Genomic DNA, 16,765 nt, shown 5'->3' with positions numbered 1-16,765 from the left:
GCGAACCCATGCAGATAGCCATCGCTCTCTACCCCGGCTTCACCGCCCTGGACGCGATAGGCCCGTACGAGACCCTCGGCCCGCTCCCCGGTGCCGAGACGGTGTTCGTCGCCGAGCAGGCCGGGCCCGTACGCAACGACAGGGGGAGCCTCACCCTGGTCGCCGAGAAGTCCTTCGCGGAGGTGACGCGGCCCGACATCGTGATCGTGCCGGGCGCCCCGCCGGAGGCCGTCGAGCCGCATCTGCGGGGCGGGCCGCTCATCGACTGGCTCCGCACCGCGGACATCGCCTCGACGTGGACGACCTCGGTGTGCACGGGCTCGCTGCTGCTGGCCGCCACCGGGCTCCTGAAGGGGCGGCGCGCGACCTCGCACTGGCTCGCCCTCGACCACCTCGCGACGTTCGGCGTGACACCGACCGGGGACCGGGTCGTCTTCGACCACAAGTACGTCACCGCGGCCGGCGTCTCCTCCGGCATCGACATGGGCCTGACCCTGGCCGGAATGATCGCCGGGGACCGGCACGCCCAGGCCGTGCAGCTCCTCATCGAGTACGACCCGCAGCCGCCCTACGACGCGGGCTCGCCCGACAAGGCGCCCGGCGACCTGGTGGAGCACTTCAGGATGAAGGGCTTCCCTCAGGGCTGAGGTTCCAGGTGAAGCGCGGGGGCCGGCGCTCCAGGAAGGCGGCGACGCCCTCCGCGGTGTCGCCGCTGCCGCGCTCCTGCTCGGCCCAGTGGGCGTCCCGGTCGGTCCTGCCGTCCGCGAACTCCTTCGCCGCCGCCTGGGTGAGCTGCGAGCGCGACACCAGGACGCGGGTGAACTCGGCCACCCGCTTGCCCAGTTCACCCTCCGGCAGCACCTCGTCGACGAACCCGGCCTGCAGCGCCCGCTCGCTGCCGATCAACTCACCTGAAAACAACAGGTACTTGGCGGTCGACGGCCCGACCAGCGCGACAAGGCGCCGCGTGGAGGACGCCGGGTAGACGATGCCGAGCTTCGCTGGCGTGACGCCGAAGGACGCGCCCTCCTCGGCGAACCGCAGATCGCAGGCGGCCGCGAGCTGACTGCCGCCGCCCACGCAGTGACCGCGCACCGCGGCCAGCGTCGGCTTGGGAAAGGCCGCCAGCGCCTCCTCGGCCCGCACCGCGAGCATCTTGGGGTCGGCGCCGGGCTCCCGCAGCGTCGAGATGTCGGCGCCCGCGCAGAACGTGTCCCCGGCCCCGGTCAGCACCAGCGCCCGTACGTCCGGATCGGCGGCCAGGGCTTCGAGCAGTGGCGGCAGCGCCCGCCACATCGCGGACGTCATCGCATTGCGCTTGGCGGGGTTGCTGATGACGACTGTGGCGACGCCTTCGGCGAGGCTCTGCTCCAGCTGGGGCTGCATGCGCCGGATGCTATCCGGGCACCCGAAACCTATGATCGCAAGGGGGGCCGTCGTACGCGGATCATGAGGAGACGCTGATGACCGGACCCACCAAGCACGTCGGACGTGAGGGCAGGAAACTTCGCCGGAGCTTCGGTCTGCTCGCCCTGCTCGGGGCGATCCTGGTAGTAGCCGGACTGGTGGGCCTCGGCTACACCGAGTTCGCCACCCTCACCACCATGCTGCTCTTCGGCTGGCTGCTGCTCATCGGCGGCTTCGTGGGCCTCGCGCACGCGATCCAGTCGCGCGGCTCCAGCTTCTTCTGGCTCGGCGTCGTGGTCGCCGCGCTGAACCTCGCCGCGGGCGTGGTGATCATCCGCCGTCCCGAGGGAAGCGCCGAGGCGCTCACGATGTTCGCCGCGCTGCTGTTCCTGACCGGAGGGGTCTTCCGCCTGGTGGGCAGTGTGGTGGTGCGCGGGCCGCAGTTCGGCTGGACGCTGGTGCAGGGGGCGTTCGGGGTGCTCCTGGGCGTGTTGGTGCTCGCGAACTGGCCGAGCAACAGCCGGTACGTCATCGGCTTCTTCTTCTCGCTGGCCCTGCTGTTCGACGGCCTCGGACTGATCGCCATCGGACTGAGCGGACGCAGAATCGTCACTCTCGTGAGTGATGCCGTGACGCCCGCGGAAGCCGCGCCAAGCACACCTCCGATGTCTCCGACACCCCCGCAAGCCATGGCAAAGCCCTCGGAGGGAGATCAGAACCCGACCGAGAGATGACCTTCTCTTGCATCGGGGATCGAAAAAGCGGCGATAGATGCTGACTTCTGTTCAGTCGGCCGGTCCGGACCAACGCACTCCACACACTCTTCAGCAGACGGGTGTGCTGTCGAGCCGCGAGGGTGGGTGCCGGAACATGGAGATCCGCGGGAGCCTGCCGCCCGAACCTGCGGCTCCGGCCCGGCAGCTGCCGTACGAGGGCGTGTGGCGGTTCACCGCGCCCGCCGTCGACGTCTCCGTGCCGCAGGCCCGGCACGCGGTGCGCGACCTGCTGCGCTGCCAGGGCGTACCCGCCCACGAGGACCTCATCCAGGGCTTGCTCCTGATCGTCTCGGAGCTGGTCACCAACGCGGTCAGACACGCGGCCCTGCTCTCCCCGCAGGTCGCCGTCGAGGTGGCGATCGGCGCCGAGTGGATCCGGGTGTCCGTCGAGGACAACCACCCCTACCGCCCGAGGGCCCTGGAGACCGACTGCGGCCAGACCGGCGGCCGGGGCCTGCTCCTGGTGCGCGAGATCACCGAGGAGGCCGGCGGGGTGTGCGACGTCGAGCAGACCGCGAACGGCGGAAAGATCGTCTGGGCCGCACTCCCGCTGGCCCCGCTGCCGGGGATCACCAGCCCGCGTCGGGCCCCGTGAGTTCCTTGACCGCGGGCCTCGCCGCGTCGAGCACCGTCATGAACCACGCCGAGAACGGGGCGCGGGCGTGCCGCTCGGCAAGCTCCTCGGGCGTCACGAACGCCGTCTCGCCGACCTCTTCCGGGTCCGGCCGCAGCGGCGACTGCACAAGCCCCACGAAGAGGTGGTTGTACTCCTGCTCCACCAGGCCCGAGTCCGGATCCGGGTGGTTGTAGCGCACCGTGCCGGCCTCGGCGAGCAGCGTCGGCGAGATGCCCAGCTCCTCATGCGTACGCCGGGCGGCCGCCGCGAACGGGGACTCGCCGGGGTAGGGGTGGCCGCAGCAGGTGTTGGACCAGACGCCGGGGGAGTGGTACTTGCCGAGCGCGCGGCGCTGCAGCAGCAGCCGGCCCGCCGGGTCGAAGAGGAAAACGGAGAACGCCCGGTGCAGCTGCCCGGGCGCCTGGTGGGCGGAGAGCTTCTCCGCGGTTCCGATGGTGTTGCCGCTCTCGTCGACGAGTTCGAGCAAGATCTCTGGTGCGGCGCCCGTGGTCCCGTTCGACGAGTTGTTCGCCGTGGTGGCTGGTGTGCTCGGCATAACCATCCTTCGCTTCGGTCCTCGGCTGCCCAGTCTGCCGTACAAAAGCGGCGTGTCCGCCATTGACCGGCATCCGCATGTCCTGCCCCACGCGGGGCCCCGGGAACCGTGCGCGTCAGTGGCAGAGCTTCGCCTCGTGCTCGGCGTGGCCGCCCGGCTCCAGCTGGAAGGTGCAGTGCTCCACGTCGAAGTGATCACCCAGGCACCCCTGCAACTCGTGCAGCAGCTTCTCGTGCCCCACCGAGTCGAGTACCTGCTGGCTGACCACCACGTGCGCCGAGAGCACCGGCATCCCCGACGTGATCGTCCACGCGTGCAGATCGTGTACGTCCTCGACGCCCGGCAGCTCCACTATGTGCGCCCGCACCTCCGCCATGTCGACGCCCTTGGGCGCGGATTCGAGCAGCACGTTGAGGGTCTCGCGCAGCAGCTTGACGGTCCTGGGCACGATCATCAGGCCGATCACCAGCGAGGCGATCGGGTCGGCCGCCTGCCAGCCGGTGGTCATGATGACCAGACCGGCGATCACGACGGCCGCCGAGCCCAGCGCGTCCGAGAGGACCTCCAGGAACGCGCCGCGCACGTTCAGGCTGTCCCGCTGCCCCTTCATCAGGAGCGACAGCGAGACCGAGTTGGCGACCAGGCCGATCAGGCCGAAGATCACCGCCGTGCCGCCCGCGGTGTCGGCCGGCTCGACGAACCGCGAGACCGCCTCGACCAGGACGTAACCACCCACCCCGAGCAGCAGCAGGCAGTTGGCGAGCGCCGCGAGTATCTCGGCGCGGGCGTACCCGAAGGTGCGGTTGCCCCCGGCCGGGCGGTTGGCGAAGTGGATGGCGAGCAGCGCCATCGCGAGCCCGAGGCCGTCCGTCGCCATGTGCGCCGCGTCCGCGACGAGCGCCAGCGAGTCCGCGAGCAGACCGCCGACGATCTCCACGACCATCACGGTCAGTGTGATGCCGAGTGCGATGCGCAGCCGTCCGCGGTAGGCGGCGGCCGCGGTGCCGGTCGGCGGCGGCCCGCCGTGTGTGTGCCCGTGGTCGTGCCCAGCCCCCATGAAGGCCCTCCCGGATCCGTTTCCGATCAATCCCGACGTCTGTGTACGAGGGGCCAGTGAACTACGGGTAGGGGGTATCCGCAACACGGCACTGAACACCGTTGTCATATGCTCTGACCTGCGGAAATGCTTGCAGGTCAGAGCGTCGGAGCGATCACCGGACCCGCCCCGGGAGGCGGTTCGCGTGATCGCGCGGGCGGCGTTGTTCGAACGCGGTTTGTGGGCTGCGCCCTTGATCGACGATGATGATCGCGGTGCCCCCGCAACGGGCGCTGCCGGGCCCAGTGAGCGCCAGCGGCCAGTGAATTCCCGGTTCCGCGCATCCGATAGCCTCTGCCGACGTGCCGCCCGCCCCGTGCCGGGCCGAGCCGTTGGACTTCAGCCATGTCAGTCGCAAGGAGTGAGTTCGTTCTGTCGACCGCCATCCTTACCGGTCCGCCGGTGCCCGGATCGCAGCTCGGACCCGATCTGCGCGCGCTGGGATTCGACGTGCAGAGCGCCTTCCTCCCCGACGACCTGCCCCGCCTGCTCGGCGAGGTGCCGGCCGGTGAACGCGTCGCCCTGGTCGACCCGCGCTTCCTCGGTCACGTCCACGCGCTGCGCCTCGCGCTGACCGACCCCCGCTTCCCGGCGGCCGCGGTGCCCGGCGCCCTCACCGTCCAGGCCGAGGCCCGCCCGGCGCTCACCCGCGCCGTGAGCGGCGGCGCGCAAGCGCCCGCCGCCCGGATCCGTACGAGCTCCGTGCTCACCGACGACATCGCCGCGGCCATCGAGGCCGACGGCGTCGCGGTGCACCACCCCGAGCTCGGCTCGCTCGTGGCGACCGTCCCCGCGGACGACGCCGCCGCTCTCGCCGCGACCCAGGCCATCGGCGCCGTCGACGACGAGGCCGTACGGCTGCGGAACGCCGTGAAGTCCCGCGACGGGTTCTTCACCACCCACTTCATCAGCCCGTACTCCCGCTACGTCGCGCGCTGGTGCGCCCGACGGGGGCTCACCCCCAACCAGGTCACCACCGCCTCGCTGATCACCGCGCTGATCGCGGCCGGCTGCGCGGCGACCGGGACGCGCGGCGGCTTCGTCGCGGCCGGAGTGCTGCTGATCCTCTCCTTCGTCCTGGACTGCACCGACGGGCAGCTCGCCCGCTACTCGCTCCAGTACTCGACGATGGGCGCCTGGCTCGACGCCACCTTCGACCGCGCCAAGGAGTACGCCTACTACGCGGGCCTCGCGCTCGGCGCGGCCCGGGGCGGCGATGACGTATGGGCCCTCGCGCTCGGCGCGATGGTGCTCCAGACCTGCCGCCATGTCGTGGACTTCTCGTTCAACGAGGCGCACGTCGTGGGCACTGATGCCACGGCCAACACGAGCCCCACCGCCGCCCTCTCGGACAAGCTCGACTCGGTCGGCTGGACGGTGTGGGTGCGCCGCATGATCGTGCTGCCGATCGGCGAGCGCTGGGCGATGATCGCCGTGCTGACCGCCGTCACCACACCCCGCATCGTCTTCTACGCGCTGCTCATCGGCTGCGCCTTCGCCGCCTGCTACACCACCGCGGGCCGCGTCCTTCGCTCGCTGACCCGCCGCGCCACCTGCACCGACCGCGCGGCCCAGGCCCTCGCCGACCTCGCGGACAGCGGGCCCGTCGCGCAGTTGGCCGCCGCCAAGGCACCCCGGATCCCGGGAGCCCCCGTCGTGGCCGCCGTCGGTGCGCTGCTGCTGATCGCCGCCGCGCTCACGCAGCCCGTCGGCAGCGGACTGGTGATCGGCGCGGCCGCCCTGTACGCCGTCCTGTCCGGCCTCGCCGTCGCCCGCCCCCTCAAGGGCGCCCTCGACTGGCTCGTGCCGCCCCTCTTCCGGGTGGCCGAATACTGCACGGTCCTCATCCTGGCGGCCCGCTCGGACGTGGACGGGGCCCTTCCCGCGGCCTTCGGCCTCGTGGCGGCGGTCGCCTACCATCACTACGACACGGTCTACCGCATCAAGGGCGGCTCTGGCGCGCCGCCGCAATGGCTGGTGCGACTGATCGGCGGCCACGAGGGCCGCACGCTCGTGGTCACGGTGCTCGCCGCCGTCCTCGCCACGCGAGACACAGACTTCACCCTGGCGCTCACCGCCCTCGCGGCGGCCATCGCGCTCGTGGTGCTCGTGGAGTCCATCCGCTTCTGGGTGTCCTCCGGAGCACCTGCCGTACATGACGAAGGAGAAACAGCATGATTGGCCTCGTACTGGCAGCCGGTGCCGGACGCCGTCTGCGCCCCTACACCGACACGCTCCCGAAGGCCCTCGTGCCTGTCGACGGTGACACCACCGTCCTGGACATCGCGCTGAAGAACTTCGCCGAGGTCGGCCTGACCGAAGTCGCCGTCGTCGTCGGCTACCGCAAGGAAGCCGTGTACGCGCGCAAGGAGGCCCTGGAGGCCAAGTACGGCGTCGCGATCACGCTGATCGACAACGACAAGGCCGAGGAGTGGAACAACGCCTACTCCCTGTGGTGCGCGCGTGAGGTCCTCAAGCGCGGTGTGATCCTCGCCAACGGCGACACGGTCCACCCCGTCTCCGTCGAAAAGACCCTGCTCGCCGCGCGCGGCAACGGCCAGAAGATCATCCTCGCCCTCGACACGGTGAAGAGCCTCGCCGACGAGGAGATGAAGGTCATCACCGCCGAGGGCAAGGGCGTCCAGCGCATCACCAAGCTGATGGACCCGGCGACCGCCACCGGCGAGTACATCGGCGTCACGCTGATCGAGGCCGAGGCCGCCGAAGAGCTCGCCGACGCCCTGAAGACCACCTTCGAGCGCGACCCCGACCTCTACTACGAGGACGGCTACCAGGAGCTCGTGAACCGCGGCTTCACCGTCGACGTGGCCCCCATCGGCGAGGTGTCGTGGGTCGAGATCGACAACCACGACGACCTGGCGAAGGGCCGTGAGATCGCGTGCCAGTACTGACCCGGCTGATCCCGTCGCCGGTCTTCGTCGACATCAGGCGTGGTGCCCTCGACGACCTCGGGGTCGTCCTGGCGGATCAGCGCATCTCGGCCAACGGCAAGCTGGCGATCGCGATCAGCGGCGGCTCGGGGCGGAAACTGCGTGAGCAGTTCGCCCCGGTGCTGCCGGGCGCCGACTGGTATCCGGTCGAGGGCGGCACCATCGACGCCGCCGTCAAGCTCGCCGACGCGATGCGCGGCAAGCGCTACGACGCGGTCGTGGCGCTCGGCGGCGGCAAGATCATCGACGTGACGAAGTACGCGGCGGCCCGGGTCGGGCTGCCGATGGTCGCCATCGCCACGAACCTGTCGCACGACGGCATCTGCTCGCCGATCTCCACGCTGGACAACGACAACGGGCGCGGCTCCTACGGCGTGCCCACGCCGCTGGCGATCCTCATCGACCTGGACGTCATCCGGGACGCGCCCCCGCGCTTCGTGCGCTCGGGCATCGGCGACGCGATCTCCAACCTGTCGGCGATCGCGGACTGGGAGCTCTCGCACCGGGAGACCCAGGAGCCGATCGACGGCCTGGCCGCCGCCATGGCGCGCAGCGCCGGCGAGGCGGTCCTGCGCCACCCGGGCGGCATCGGCGACGACGACTTCCTGGTCACCCTCTCCGAGGGTCTTGTCATGTCCGGCATCGCGATGTCGATCAGTGGTGACAGTCGGCCGTCCTCCGGCGCCTGCCACGAGATCAGCCACGCGTTCGACCTGCTCTTCCCGCAGCGCGCCGCCAGTCACGGCGAGCAGTGCGGTCTCGGCGCGGCCTTCGCGATGTACCTGCGCGGCGCGCGGGCGGAGTCGGGCCTCATGACCGAGGTGCTGCGCAGGCACGCCCTGCCGGTGCTCGCGAGCGAAATCGGCTTCACGGACGCCGAGTTCGTCCGCGCCGTCGAGTTCGCCCCGCAGACCCGCCCCGGCCGCTACACCATCCTTGAGCACCTCGACCTGTCCACCGACCAGATCAGGGACGCGTACGCCGATTATGCCAAGACCATCCGTAGCTGAGCTCCGCCCGGTCGTGCACCCGGCGGGTGTGAAGGACCGGGTCAGCGGAGAACACTGGGGCGGCCGCCTGTACATGCGCGAGATCTCCCTGCGCATCACCCGCCTCCTGGTCACCACCAAGGTCACGCCGAACCAGCTGACCTATCTGATGACCCTCAGCGGTGTGCTCGCCGCCCCGGCCCTGCTCGTCCCGGGCATCTGGGGCGCGGTCCTCGGCGTCGTGGCCGTGCAGGGCTATCTGCTGCTCGACTGCGTCGACGGCGAAGTCGCCCGCTGGAAGAAGCAGTTCTCGCTCTCCGGGGTCTACCTGGACCGCGTCGGCGCCTACCTGTGCGACGCGGCGGTCCTGGTCGGCTTCGGCCTGCGCGCCGCCGACCTGTGGGGCGGCGGCCGGATCGACTGGCTGTGGGCGTTCCTCGGTACGCTCGCGGCGCTCGGCGCCATCCTGATCAAGGCGGAGACCGACCTCGTCGGCGTCGCCCGGCACCAGGCGGGTCTGCCGCAGGTCAAGGACGCGGCGGCCACACCGCGCTCGTCCGGCATGGCGCTGGCCCGCCGGGCCGCCGCCGCGCTGAAGTTCCACCGTCTGGTCCTCGGCATCGAGGCGTCCCTGCTCATCCTGGTCCTCGCGATCGTGGACCAGGTCCGTGGCGACCTGTACTTCTCGCGCCTCGGCGTCGCGGTGCTCGCCGGCATCGCGCTGCTCCAGACGCTGCTGCACCTCGTGTCCGTCCTCGCCTCCAGCAGGCTGAAGTGAGCGCCCCGATGAAGGTCGGCGCGGTCGTCATCACCATGGGCAACCGCCCCGCCGAGCTGCGCGCCCTGCTCGACTCGGTCGCCAAGCAGGACGGCGACCCGGTCGAGGTCGTCGTCGTCGGCAACGGCGCCCCGGTCCCGGACGTCCCCGAGGGCGTACGCACCGTGGAGCTGCCGGAGAACCTGGGCATCCCGGGCGGGCGCAACGTCGGCATCGAGGCGTTCGGCCCCTCGGGCGCCGAGGTCGATGTGCTGCTCTTCCTCGACGACGACGGGCTGCTGGCCAACACCGACACCGCCGAGCTGTGCCGCGAAGCCTTCGCCTCCGACCCGGAGCTCGGCATCATCAGCTTCCGGATCGCCGACCCGGAGACCGGCGTCACCCAGCGCCGCCACGTCCCGAGGCTGCGCGCCGCCGACCCGATGCGCTCCTCGCGCGTGACGACCTTCCTCGGCGGTGCCAACGCCGTGCGGACCCGCGTGTTCGCGGAGGTCGGCGGGCTGCCCGACGAGTTCTTCTACGCCCACGAGGAGACCGACCTGGCCTGGCGGGCGCTCGACGCCGGCTGGATGATCGACTACCGCGCGGACATGGTCCTGCACCACCCGACGACCGCCCCGTCCCGGCACGCGGTCTACCACCGGATGGTGGCCCGCAACCGCGTCTGGCTGGCCCGGCGCAACCTGCCCGCACCGCTCGTCCCGGTCTACCTCGGGGTCTGGCTCCTCCTGACCCTGGCCCGCAAGCCATCGGGCCCGGCGTTGAAGGCCTGGTTCGGCGGTTTCAAGGAGGGCTGGGCGACGCCCTGCGGACCGCGCCGCCCCATGAAGTGGCGTACGGTCTTCAAGCTCACCCGGCTGGGCCGTCCCCCCGTCATCTGAGAGTCTCGGCTCTGAGACCATCGGGCGTACTTCTTGAACACGAAAGTTTTCACTTGTGAGTGACACAACCCTGTCCCCGGCGGACCTCGCCGCCAAACACGGGCTGTCGGTGAGCGGAGCCCGGCCCGGGCTCTCCGCCTACGTCAAGCAGCTGTGGGGCCGGCGCCACTTCATCCTGTCGTTCTCGTCGGCCAAGCTGACCGCCCAGTACAGCGAGGCGAAGCTCGGCCAGATCTGGCAGGTGGCGACGCCCCTGCTGAACGCGTTGGTCTACTACTTCATCTTCGGCGTTCTGATGAACGCGAAGCGGGGCATCGACTCGGACGCGTACATCCCGTTCCTGGTCACCGGCGTGTTCCTGTTCACCTTCACGCAGAACTCGCTGATGGCGGGCGTGCGGGCGATCTCGGGCAACCTCGGCCTGGTGCGGGCCCTGCACTTCCCGCGCGCCTCGCTGCCCGTCTCCTTCGCACTCCAGCAGCTCCAGCAGCTGCTGTTCTCCATGATCGTCCTGATGATCGTGGTGGTCTCCTCCGGCTTCATGCCGGGCCTGACCTGGCTCCTGATCGTCCCCGTGCTCGCGCTGCAGTTCGTCTTCAACACCGGTCTGGCGCTGATCTTCGCGCGGCTCGGATCCAAGACGCCGGACCTCGCGCAGCTGATGCCGTTCATCATGCGTACGTGGATGTACTCGTCCGGCGTGATGTTCAGCCTCAGTACGGTGCTCAAGGGCAAACCGCACTGGCTGAAGGACATCCTTCAGTGCAACCCCGCCGCGGTCTACATGGACCTGGCGCGCTACGCCCTGATGGACGGCTACGGCGGCCACTCGCTGCCCCCGCACGTGTGGGCCCTCGCGGCCGGCTGGGCGGTCGTCGTCGGCGGGCTGGGCTTCGTGTACTTCTGGAAGGCTGAGGAGCGGTACGGCCGTGGCTGAGGACATCAAGGACCGCACCGCGGTCGAGACGCGGATCCCCACCGTCATCTGCGACGACGTGCACATCGTGTACACCGTCAACGGAGGCGGCGGCGGAAAGGGCAGCGCCACCGCCGCCCTGAGCCGCATAGTCAAGCGGGACAAGACCGGCGGCGCCTCCCGGGGCATGCGCCGGGTGCACGCGGTCAAGGGCGTGTCGTTCACCGCGTACCGCGGCGAGGCGATCGGTCTGATCGGTTCCAACGGCTCCGGCAAGTCGACGCTCCTGAGGGCGATCGCGGGGCTGCTGCCGCCCGAGAGCGGCCGGGTCTACACCGACGGCCAGCCCTCGCTGCTCGGCGTGAACGCGGCGCTGATGAACGACCTGACCGGCGAGCGCAACGTGATCCTGGGCGGCCTCGCCATGGGCATGTCGCGCGAGGAGGTCAGGGAGCGGTACGAGGAGATCGTCGACTTCTCCGGCATCAACGACAAGGGCGACTTCATCTCCCTGCCGATGCGGACGTACTCCTCCGGCATGGCGGCCCGGCTGCGGTTCTCCATCGCCGCGGCCAAGGACCACGACGTCCTCATGATCGACGAGGCTCTCGCCACCGGTGACCGTCAGTTCCAGATCCGCTCCGAGGAGCGCATCCGGGAGCTGCGCAAGCACGCGGGAACCGTCTTCCTGGTGAGCCACAGCATCGGCTCCATCCGGGACACCTGCGACCGCGTGCTCTGGCTGGAGCGCGGCGAGCTCCTCATGGACGGGCCGACCGACGAGGTCGTCAAGGCGTACCAGAAGGAGTCCGGGCGCTGACGCGCGGTCATCCGGCACACCGCACAACCGAAGCCCCTGTCGATCAACCCCGGCAGGGGCTTCCGCGTCCTATGGTGTGGCCTGACAGTCAAGATCCCGTCAAGTTGCCAGTGTGCGGGGAAGGTTGGGCCGGATTGGAGTGTTCTTGTAATGCTCGCAACACCCCGACGTGTTGTCGGCCGTTGTACAACGTAAGCTGTACCGGTGCTGATTCGCGGCAAGTGGGGTGATACGCCCCGGGCTCCTCGTCTGACGGGCCACCCCGTCCGGGGAGGTCAGGCGGCGTGTCCGAAATAGGATGTTTTGGGTCGGCGGTGTAGAACGGGAGATGTGACGGCCATGGCTACGGAAAATCTCCAGCTCAAAGGGACGGCCGCCGTTCCCGCGCCGGGCGGTACCCGGTGACCCCAGTCCGGGACGTGCGCACCGGATCCTCCTCGCGCGCCACGCTCGACAAGGCCGCGGACGAGAACTTCCCGGTGGCCCCCTTCTTCCTGCCGCGCGCCTGGCGCGACGACCTGATGGCCGTCTACGGCTTCGCCCGGCTCGTCGACGACATCGGTGACGGCGACCTCGCCCCCGGCGGCGCCGACGCCCGCCACCTGGGCGTGGCCCCCGCCGACGCGGACGACCGGCTCCTGATGCTCGACGCCTTCGAGACGGATCTGCGCCGGGTCTTCGACGGAACGCCGCACCACCCGCTCCTCAAGGCCCTGCAGCCCACCGTGCGGCGCTGCGCGCTGACCCCCGAGCCGTTCCTCGGGCTGATCGCGGCCAACCGCCAGGACCAGCGCGTCGCGCGCTACGAGACGTACGAGGAACTGCTCGCCTACTGCGAGCTTTCGGCCAACCCCGTGGGGCGGCTCGTGCTTGCCATCACCGGCACCGCGAGCCCGGAGCGCATCCGCCGCTCGGACGCGATCTGCACGGCGCTGCAGATCGTCGAACACCTCCAGGACGTGAAGGAGGACCTCGGGCGGGACCGGATCTATCTGCCCGCCGAGGACATGTCGCGGTTCCACGTCACGCAGGCCGATCTGGCCGCCCCCCGAGGGAGCGCCTCGGTGCGTGCCCTGGTCGCGTTCGAGGCGGAACGCGCCGGGTCGTTGCTGAATGAAGGCACCCCTCTGGTGGGTAGCGTCCACGGCAGACTCAAGCTGCTGCTGGCCGGATTCGTGGCCGGAGGACGCGCCGCGCTCGACGCGGTCGCTGCCGCCGGCCACGACGTACTCCCGGGACCGCCCAAGCCCACCAAGGCAAGGCTGATGCGCGAGGTGGGAGCCGTCTTGCGAAGAGCGCGTAGAGAGGGGTGAGCCGGACAGTGGAGGCACAGACACCCATGTCCGCACCGGTACAGGCCGCATACAGCTATTGCGAGGCCGTGACCGGGCAGCAGGCGCGCAATTTCGCGTACGGCATCAGGCTGCTGCCGGCCGACAAGCGGCAGGCGATGTCGGCGCTGTACGCGTTCTCGCGCCGGGTCGACGACATCGGCGACGGCACGCTGGCCGACGACGCCAAGCAGTCGCGCCTGGAGGAGACCCGGGCGCTGCTCGGGCGCATCCGCGACGGCGGGGTCGACGAGGACGACACCGACCCGGTGGCGGTCGCGCTCGCGGACGCGGCGCGCCGGTTCCCGATCCCGCTCGGCGGGCTCGACGAACTCATCGACGGCGTCCTCATGGACGTCCACGGCGAGAGCTACGAGACCTGGGACGACCTGAAGGTCTACTGCCGGTGTGTCGCGGGCGCCATCGGCCGGCTCTCGTTGGGCGTGTTCGGCACACAGCCGGGCGCGCCGGGCATCGAGCGCGCCGGGGAGTACGCCGACACGCTGGGGCTCGCGCTCCAACTCACCAACATCCTCAGGGACGTTCGCGAGGACGCCGGAAACGGGCGCACCTATCTGCCCTCCGACGACCTCGCCAAGTTCGGCTGCTCGACGGGTTTCAACGGCCCCGTGCCGCCGCCCGGCTCCGACTTCGCCGGGCTCGTCCACTTCGAAGTGCGGCGCGCGCGGGCCCTGTTCGCCGAGGGCTACCGGCTGCTTCCCATGCTGGACCGGCGCAGCGGCGCCTGCGTCGCCGCCATGGCCGGCATCTACCGGCGCCTGCTCGACCGCATCGAGCGCGATCCGGAAGCGGTGCTGCGCGGGCGCGTCTCGCTGCCCGGACGGGAGAAGGCGTACGTCGCGGTACGCGGACTGTCCGGTCTCGACACGCGGCATGTGTCCCGGCAGACCGCCAGGAGGCGCGCCTGATGCACCACGCGCACCCGGACGAAGGGCTGAGGACCATTACGCAGGCCCGACGTGCAACTTCCCGGCGCTTTGATGCGTCCCTGACTGCATCTGCCAGCCGTGCGCAGTGCGCCGGCGCGGCCGAAGGGGAGGGCGCATGAACGACGCGCAGCCCAAACGCGCGGTGGTGATCGGCGGTGGACTCGCCGGAATCACCGCGGCGCTCGAACTCGCCGACGCGGGCCTGGACGTGACCCTCGTCGAAGGCCGCCCGCGCCTGGGCGGTCTCGCGTTCTCCTTCCGGCGCGGCGACCTCACCGTGGACAACGGCCAGCACGTCTACCTGCGCTGCTGCACCGCCTACCGGTGGTTCCTCGATCGCGTCGGCGGGGCCGAACTCGCCCCGGTCCAGGCCAAGTTGGACGTCCCCGTCCTCGACGTGGCGCACCCCAGGGGCCCCCGGCTCGGCCGACTGCGCCGCGACGCGCTGCCCGTACCGCTGCACCTGGCCCGGAGCCTGGCGACTTACCCGCACCTGTCGCTCGCCGAGCGGGCCTCCGTCGGGCGCGCCGCGCTCGCGCTCAAGAAGCTCGACCCGGCCGACCCGGCCCTGGACGGCGTGGACTTCGCGACCTGGCTCGGCCGGCACGGCCAGTCGGACCGCACCATCGAGGCCCTGTGGGACCTGGTGGGCGTCGCGACCCTGAACGCCACCGCGCCGCACGCCTCGCTCGGCCTGGCCGCCATGGTCTTCAAGACCGGGCTGCTCTCCGAGCCGGGCGCCGCCGACATCGGCTGGGCCCGCGTGCCGCTCGGCGAACTGCACGACACGCTGGCCCGCAAGGCCCTCGACTCGGCGGGGGTGCGCACCGAGACGCGCACCAAGGCCGAGGCCATCTCCCGTACGGGCGACGGCAGTTGGCAGGTCGAGGTGCCCGGCGAGACGCTGGACGCCGAGGTCGTCGTGCTCGCCGTACCGCAGAGGGAGACCTACGATCTGCTGCCCGACGGCGCGCTTGAGGATCCGGGCAAGCTGCTCGACATCGGCACCGCGCCGATCCTCAACGTCCATGTCGTCTACGACCGCAAGGTCCTGCGGCAGCCCTTCTTCGCGGCGCTCGGCAGCCCGGTGCAGTGGGTCTTCGACCGGACGGACTCCTCGGGACTCCGGGGCCACGGGCAGTATCTGGCCGTCTCCCAGTCGGCCGCCGAGGACGAGATCGACCTGCCCGTGGCCGAACTGCGCGCGCGCTATCTCCCGGAGCTGGAAAAGCTGTTGCCCGCGGCGCGCGGCGCCGGGATCCTCGACTTCTTCGTCACCCGGGAGCGGACAGCGACGTTCGCCCCCACCCCCGGCGTCGGACGGCTGCGGCCGTCGGCGCGGACCCGCGCTGACGGCCTGTACCTGGCCGGCGCGTGGACCGCGACCGGCTGGCCCGCGACCATGGAGAGCGCCGTGCGCAGCGGATTCAGCGCCGCCGGCGCCGCTCTCTCCACCCTCGGCCGCCCCCATGTTCATCCGCTTCAGGAGGCGGCATGACTGTTAGCAGTACTGGAACAAGAGGAGAGACTGTGCCGACTGTGCCTTCGGCTTCGGCGAATCCGGCTGTGGACACCGTGGACGTCACCGCCCTGCTGGAGCGGGGGCGCGCGCTGTCGACTCCGGAGCTGCGCGCTGCCGTCGACCGGCTCGCGGCTCCCATGGATACCGTCGCCGCCTACCACTTCGGGTGGATCGACGCCCAGGGCCGCCCGGCGGCCGGCGACGGCGGCAAGGCCATCAGGCCCGCGCTCGCCCTGCTCTCCGCCGAGGCGGCGGGCGCCAGTGCCGAGGTAGGGGTGCCGGGGGCGGTCGCCGTGGAGCTCGTGCACAACTTCTCGCTCCTGCACGACGACCTCATGGACGGCGACGAGCAGCGCCGCCACCGCGACACGGTGTGGAAGGTGCACGGCCCGGCGCAGGCGATCCTCGTCGGCGACGCCCTGTTCGCCCTCGCCAACGAGGTCCTCCTGGAGCTCGGTACGGTCGAGGCGGGCCGCGCCACCCGCCGACTCACCACCGCCACAAGGAAGTTGATCGACGGTCAGGCCCAGGACATCTCCTACGAGCACCGCGAGCGGGTCACCGTCGAGGAGTGCCTGGAGATGGAGGGCAACAAGACGGGCGCGCTGCTCGCCTGCGCCGTCTCCATCGGCGCGGTCCTCGGCGGCGCCGACGACCGCACTGCCGACACCCTTGAGGCGTACGGCTACCACCTCGGGCTCGCCTTCCAGGCCGTCGACGACCTGCTCGGCATCTGGGGCGACCCGGACGCCACGGGCAAGCAGACCTGGAGCGACCTGCGCCAGCGCAAGAAGTCGCTGCCGGTCGTCGCCGCGCTCGCCGCGGGCGGCCCGGCCTCCACCCGGCTCGGCGAACTGCTCGCCGCGGACGCCAAGAGCAATGACTTCGACAGCTTCTCCGAGGCGGAGTTCGCCACCCGCGCCGCCCTGATCGAGGAGGCCGGCGGCCGCGAGTGGACCTCCCAGGAGGCCCGCAGGCAGCACACCATCGCGATCGAGGCGCTCGGCGCCGTCGACATGCCGGAAAAGGTCCGCGCGCAGCTCACGGCGCTGGCGGACTTCGTCGTCGTCCGAAAGAGATGATCACCATTCCCATATGACTCGCAGTCGCCGGAAGGGCCCGGGAGACCGGGCCCGCTCCGACGGAGACCCCAGCACAGCAGAAGTAGCTACTGCA

17 protein-coding genes are annotated in these 16,765 nt (G+C 70.8%); 14 read left to right on the top strand and 3 right to left on the bottom strand.

What is annotated here, in order from left to right; translation table 11 throughout:
- Nucleotides 1–8: 8 nt before the first annotated feature.
- Nucleotides 9–647, top strand: coding sequence for a DJ-1/PfpI family protein (locus tag ACWC2B_RS06940; RefSeq protein ID WP_450715391.1), 639 nt, complete (start codon nucleotides 9–11; stop codon nucleotides 645–647).
- On the opposite strand, the gene ACWC2B_RS06935 is transcribed toward ACWC2B_RS06940, so the two are convergent.
- Nucleotides 619–1,386, bottom strand: coding sequence for an enoyl-CoA hydratase/isomerase family protein (locus tag ACWC2B_RS06935; protein WP_450715390.1), 768 nt, complete (start codon nucleotides 1,384–1,386; stop codon nucleotides 619–621). The two genes, ACWC2B_RS06940 and ACWC2B_RS06935, sit on opposite strands and share 29 nt — an antisense overlap.
- Nucleotides 1,387–1,463: 77 nt before the next feature.
- Here ACWC2B_RS06935 and ACWC2B_RS06930 point away from each other — a divergent pair, with 77 nt between their 5' ends.
- Together ACWC2B_RS06930 and ACWC2B_RS06925 are read left to right on the top strand one after the other, a co-directional pair.
- On the top strand, nucleotides 1,464–2,141 hold the full coding sequence (locus ACWC2B_RS06930) for an HdeD family acid-resistance protein (protein WP_450715389.1): 678 nt from the start codon (nucleotides 1,464–1,466) through the stop codon (nucleotides 2,139–2,141).
- Nucleotides 2,142–2,277: 136 nt separating this feature from the next.
- Complete coding sequence (locus ACWC2B_RS06925; RefSeq protein WP_450715388.1) at nucleotides 2,278–2,778, top strand: ATP-binding protein; 501 nt, start codon at nucleotides 2,278–2,280, stop codon at nucleotides 2,776–2,778.
- On the opposite strand, the gene idi is transcribed toward ACWC2B_RS06925, so the two are convergent.
- The gene (gene idi, locus ACWC2B_RS06920) at nucleotides 2,753–3,355 is read right to left on the bottom strand and encodes an isopentenyl-diphosphate Delta-isomerase (protein WP_450715387.1); all 603 of its coding nucleotides are present in this window, start codon (nucleotides 3,353–3,355) and stop codon (nucleotides 2,753–2,755) included. The two genes, ACWC2B_RS06925 and idi, sit on opposite strands and share 26 nt — an antisense overlap.
- Nucleotides 3,356–3,470: 115 nt before the next feature.
- Nucleotides 3,471–4,412, bottom strand: a complete 942-nt coding sequence (locus ACWC2B_RS06915) for a cation diffusion facilitator family transporter (RefSeq protein ID WP_450715386.1) — start codon at nucleotides 4,410–4,412, stop codon at nucleotides 3,471–3,473.
- Nucleotides 4,413–4,823: 411 nt separating this feature from the next.
- On the opposite strand from ACWC2B_RS06915, the gene ACWC2B_RS06910 reads away from it, so the two are divergent.
- The 11 genes from ACWC2B_RS06910 to ACWC2B_RS06860 all read left to right on the top strand — a co-directional run bounded on the left by ACWC2B_RS06910 (nucleotide 4,824) and on the right by ACWC2B_RS06860 (nucleotide 16,671).
- Nucleotides 4,824–6,629, top strand: a complete 1,806-nt coding sequence (locus tag ACWC2B_RS06910; RefSeq protein WP_450715567.1) for a DUF5941 domain-containing protein — start codon at nucleotides 4,824–4,826, stop codon at nucleotides 6,627–6,629.
- The gene (locus ACWC2B_RS06905) at nucleotides 6,626–7,363 is read left to right on the top strand and encodes a phosphocholine cytidylyltransferase family protein (protein ID WP_450715385.1); all 738 of its coding nucleotides are present in this window, start codon (nucleotides 6,626–6,628) and stop codon (nucleotides 7,361–7,363) included. Before ACWC2B_RS06910 ends, ACWC2B_RS06905 begins: the two co-directional genes overlap by 4 nt.
- Entirely contained in the window at nucleotides 7,351–8,412 is a 1,062-nt protein-coding gene (locus tag ACWC2B_RS06900) for an iron-containing alcohol dehydrogenase family protein (RefSeq protein ID WP_450715384.1), read from the top strand. Before ACWC2B_RS06905 ends, ACWC2B_RS06900 begins: the two co-directional genes overlap by 13 nt.
- Nucleotides 8,390–9,169: a CDP-alcohol phosphatidyltransferase family protein gene (locus ACWC2B_RS06895; RefSeq protein WP_450715383.1), complete on the top strand. Its 780-nt coding sequence runs from the start codon at nucleotides 8,390–8,392 to the stop codon at nucleotides 9,167–9,169. Before ACWC2B_RS06900 ends, ACWC2B_RS06895 begins: the two co-directional genes overlap by 23 nt.
- A gap of 8 nt (nucleotides 9,170–9,177) precedes the next feature.
- Nucleotides 9,178–10,050: a glycosyltransferase family 2 protein gene (locus ACWC2B_RS06890; RefSeq protein WP_450715566.1), complete on the top strand. Its 873-nt coding sequence runs from the start codon at nucleotides 9,178–9,180 to the stop codon at nucleotides 10,048–10,050.
- A gap of 55 nt (nucleotides 10,051–10,105) precedes the next feature.
- A complete protein-coding gene (locus tag ACWC2B_RS06885; RefSeq protein ID WP_450715382.1) occupies nucleotides 10,106–10,987 on the top strand; it encodes an ABC transporter permease in 882 nt (293 codons plus the stop codon).
- Nucleotides 10,980–11,786, top strand: coding sequence for an ABC transporter ATP-binding protein (locus ACWC2B_RS06880; RefSeq protein ID WP_450715381.1), 807 nt, complete (start codon nucleotides 10,980–10,982; stop codon nucleotides 11,784–11,786). Before ACWC2B_RS06885 ends, ACWC2B_RS06880 begins: the two co-directional genes overlap by 8 nt.
- A gap of 419 nt (nucleotides 11,787–12,205) precedes the next feature.
- Nucleotides 12,206–13,099 carry a squalene synthase HpnC gene (gene hpnC, locus ACWC2B_RS06875; RefSeq protein ID WP_450715380.1) on the top strand — a complete coding sequence of 298 codons (894 nt, stop codon included), beginning with the start codon at nucleotides 12,206–12,208 and terminating at the stop codon, nucleotides 13,097–13,099.
- Between the two features lie 26 nt (nucleotides 13,100–13,125).
- Nucleotides 13,126–14,046, top strand: coding sequence for a presqualene diphosphate synthase HpnD (gene hpnD / locus ACWC2B_RS06870; protein WP_450715379.1), 921 nt, complete (start codon nucleotides 13,126–13,128; stop codon nucleotides 14,044–14,046).
- 136 nt (nucleotides 14,047–14,182) lie between these two features.
- Entirely contained in the window at nucleotides 14,183–15,565 is a 1,383-nt protein-coding gene (gene hpnE / locus ACWC2B_RS06865) for a hydroxysqualene dehydroxylase HpnE (RefSeq protein ID WP_450715378.1), read from the top strand.
- The gene (locus ACWC2B_RS06860; RefSeq protein WP_450715377.1) at nucleotides 15,562–16,671 is read left to right on the top strand and encodes a polyprenyl synthetase family protein; all 1,110 of its coding nucleotides are present in this window, start codon (nucleotides 15,562–15,564) and stop codon (nucleotides 16,669–16,671) included. The genes hpnE and ACWC2B_RS06860 overlap by 4 nt, the downstream gene beginning before the upstream one ends.
- The last annotated feature ends 94 nt before the right edge of the window (nucleotides 16,672–16,765 follow it).

This window comes from Streptomyces sp. NPDC001415, assembly GCF_053597395.1.
Note: the sequence above shows the minus strand (reverse complement) of the source record. Positions and strands in the feature narration are given on the sequence as shown.